We start from the raw sequence: 3,746 nt of genomic DNA, 5'->3' as shown, positions 1-3,746 counted from the left end.
GTACAGGGCCAAATGGCGCTTTGGAATTAGCTGGTTTTCCCCATCATTCATTAGATAATTATCTTTCTAAGTTAGTTAGGGCAGGCCAGAGAGTGGCTATTTGCGACCAGCTTGAGGACCCTAAAACAACTAAAACAATTGTTAAAAGAGGGGTTACGGAACTGGTTACACCAGGAGTAGCGTACAATGACAATATATTAAGCCAAAAATCTAACAATTATCTGGCTGCGGTTTATTTCGATAAGAATTCAATAGGTGTCTCTTTTGCTGATATCTCAACGGGTGAGTTTCTGGTTGCACAGGGCGACGCAGAATACATAGATAAGCTTTTGCAAGGCTTTAAACCAAATGAAGTAGTTTTCCAGAAAAGTAAAAGAAAAGAGTTCCTTGAGAATTTTGGCGACAAGTTTTATACTTTCCATTTGGATGACTGGGCATTTACCAACGATTATGCAAATGAGATTTTAACCAAACATTTTGAAGTAGCTTCTTTAAAAGGATTTGGAGTTGATAAACTGCAAACCGGTATTGTAGCTGCTGGAGTAGTGCTTCATTATTTGAACGAAACTGAGCACCGCAATTTAAAGCACATTTCTTCGATCTCTCGTTTAGAAGAAGATAAATATGTATGGTTAGATCGCTTTACCATCAGAAACCTGGAATTGGTTAGTTCTACAAACGATAATGCCATTACACTTTTCGAAGTGCTTGATAAAACATCAACCCCAATGGGTGCTCGTTTGCTGCACAAGTGGATCATAATGCCATTAAAGGAATTAAAACCAATACAGGAACGTTTAGGTGTAGTAGAGTTTCTGATTAAAAAGGAACCGCTTTTAGAAGAGTTCTTGACGCACATTAAACAGATAGGCGATTTAGAAAGGCTGATTTCCAAAGTAGGGTTGCAAAAAGTAGGTCCAAGGGAACTTTGTCAGCTAAAAAAGGCACTGTATCATATAGAATCTGTTAAAAAGATAGCAGAAGAAGTGAAAAACCCTTTCTTATCTGTTCTTGCAGATCAGTTAAATCCATGTTTAACCATCAGAGAAAAACTCGAAAGAGAATTACAGCAAGATCCTCCTGCTGTATTAATCAAAGGGAATGTAATAGCTGAGGGTATCGATGAAGATCTTGACAGGCTTAGGAAAATAGCTTTTGGCGGTAAAGATTACCTTGTTGAAATACAAAAGAGAGAAGCTGCCATCACTGGTATCCCGTCATTAAAAGTAGCCTTTAACAATGTTTTTGGTTATTATCTGGAAGTTACTCATACCCATAAAGACAAGGTGCCTGCAGATTGGATCAGGAAACAAACACTTGTAAATGCAGAAAGATACATTACACCCGAACTAAAGCAATACGAAGAACAGATACTTGGAGCCGAAGAAAAAATTCAGCAGATAGAAATCCGTTTATATAATGAATTGGTGTCTCAGGTTGCTGCATATATTAAGCAGATTCAGTTAAATGCCTTCCAGATAGCTCAATTAGATGTGCTATTATGCTTTGCACAGCTGGCTATTAAAAATCACTATGTTAAGCCCGAAATTACTACAGGTAAAGCATTAGATATCAAAGGTGGCAGGCACCCGGTAATTGAAAAAAGGCTACCTGTAGGTGAGGAGTACATCACCAATGATGTATTTTTAGACAACGATACTCAGCAGATCATCATCATCACCGGTCCCAATATGTCGGGTAAATCGGCCATATTAAGACAAACAGGTCTCATTGTTCTAATGGCCCAAATGGGTTGTTTTGTGCCGGCAAAGGCTGCAAGTATAGGGCTAATAGATAAAATATTTACACGTGTAGGTGCGTCCGATAATCTTTCTTCAGGCGAAAGTACATTCATGGTGGAAATGAATGAAACTGCAAGTATCCTAAACAATATATCGGATAACAGTCTTATTCTGCTAGATGAAATTGGTAGGGGAACAAGTACTTACGATGGTATTTCTATTGCATGGGCAATCGCAGAGTTTCTGCACACGCATCCAACGGCGCGACCAAAAACATTGTTTGCTACCCATTATCATGAGTTAAATGAACTTGCCAACACAATGAGCCGCGTTAAAAACTTTAATGTATCTATTAAAGAGGTCTCAAATAAGGTGATCTTCCTGCGTAAACTAGTGCCCGGTGGAAGCGAACACAGTTTTGGTATACATGTTGCTAAAATGGCCGGTATGCCTCCTAAACTGATCAATAGGGCAAATGAGATCCTTAAAAAACTTGAAATAGACAGAACCGAAGGGCAAAGCATTAAAGATAGCATTAAGAAGGTTCAAAATCAGGCCTATCAGTTGCAGATGTTTGCTATTGATGATCCCGTTTTAGTGAAGATAAGAGATACACTTAACAACCTGGATGTAAATATACTTACTCCGGTTGAAGCGCTTTTAAAGCTCGATGAAATACAACGAATAATAAAACAATAAAGGCTATGATGATTTTGAATACGCAGAAAAACAATGTTAAAGCTGTACTATTTGTACTTATGTTAATCGTGTTGTCTTCCTGCGGTTCAAGAAAAGCAAGTGTAAAACCTAACCCAAATTCAGCATCTAAGATTGCTTATGCTATGTCTCATTTAAAAAGCAAGCAATTGTATCGCTTTATTAACGATTGGACAGGGGTAAGGTACCGTTTGGGCGGATTAGATAAACGTGGTATTGATTGTTCAGGTTTTGCTTTCTTATTGCAAAAAGACATTTATGGGAATAGCTTACCTCGGAGGTCCCGCGATCAGGCCGAAACAATCAAAGAAAAAAGCATTAGTCAGTTAAAAGAAGGAGATCTTATCTTTTTCTCTTTTGGCGGTGGTGCTGTAGATCATGTTGGAATATATCTTAACGACACTTATTTTGTTCATGCATCTACAACCCGTGGGGTAGTGGTCGACGATTTAACCCTTCCTGCTTACCAAAAAACAATGGTTAAAGCAGGTTCTTTTAGAAACTAAACTATGTCAGAACATAAACAAGATTCCTTTTGGAATAAGTACAAACGCTTTGCTACAACCGAAATTCTGATGTACCTAATCATGATTATCGGAATAGCCCTTGGAATTATATTTCTAAGTTAATTCGTTTTAAAAATCACCTTACTATTATCTGAACTACTTACGTCACTAAAAAAGCGCATAAAGCTTTCGTATTTGTCAGCGGGGTACGTCCCATTATTCAAAACAAATTTTCTGTTATATATCAGCTTTTTACCCTCCATTGTAACCTTTACAGCATAGCTGCCAAATGGCGATTTAATTTCCCTGTCATTAGGTTTAGCTTCAATACTATATCCTTCGGGAAGGTTATATATTATCTCATCTTCATCTGTAAAGCCCCTGTTCACATATACAGGTAATGTTCTGTTTCTAACTTCTGGAATGGAGTTGGTTTTGTTGAACGCATTAAGTACCATATAGATCCTGTCATTTGTACGGGGTGCATACCTCTGAATAGTTAGATCTAAGGACTCTGAGGTTACAGGATTGCTATCCTTTCTTTGAGCAAGTTTAAGATTGTTAAAATCAATATTGTCAATATCATACTCTTCTTTTAGCAATTTTAACTGCTCAGATGAAGGCTTACTAATGATACGACGATAATTATCATACTGGGAGCCACTAAAGTCGGTGTGCAACTTGCCATTAACATTACCATCCTTATCTAAATTAAGCTCTGCCTTACGTTTTAGCAGGCTTGCAGCAGTAGTTAAGGCTGGTGTTTTTAGTAATTTACCAC

Annotated in this window: 2 protein-coding genes and 1 pseudogene; 2 read left to right on the top strand and 1 reads right to left on the bottom strand. The window is 37.7% G+C overall.

Annotated elements, in window-relative coordinates; all coding sequences use genetic code 11:
- Both mutS and AC1DG9_RS24905 read left to right on the top strand, forming a co-directional pair.
- A partial coding sequence (gene mutS / locus AC1DG9_RS24910) for a DNA mismatch repair protein MutS (RefSeq protein ID WP_477635447.1) occupies positions 1 to 2,441 on the top strand: 2,441 nt, incomplete at its 5' end.
- Positions 2,442 to 2,446: 5 nt separating this feature from the next.
- Complete coding sequence (locus tag AC1DG9_RS24905; protein WP_246269724.1) at positions 2,447 to 2,965, top strand: C40 family peptidase; 519 nt, start codon at positions 2,447 to 2,449, stop codon at positions 2,963 to 2,965.
- Between the two features lie 119 nt (positions 2,966 to 3,084).
- Here AC1DG9_RS24905 and AC1DG9_RS24900 read toward each other — a convergent pair.
- Positions 3,085 to 3,746, bottom strand: a pseudogene (locus AC1DG9_RS24900) (hypothetical protein); the annotation flags it as partial.

Source organism: Pedobacter sp. 05L430 (assembly GCF_056397585.1).
This window is presented reverse-complemented; position numbering and strand designations above follow the sequence as displayed.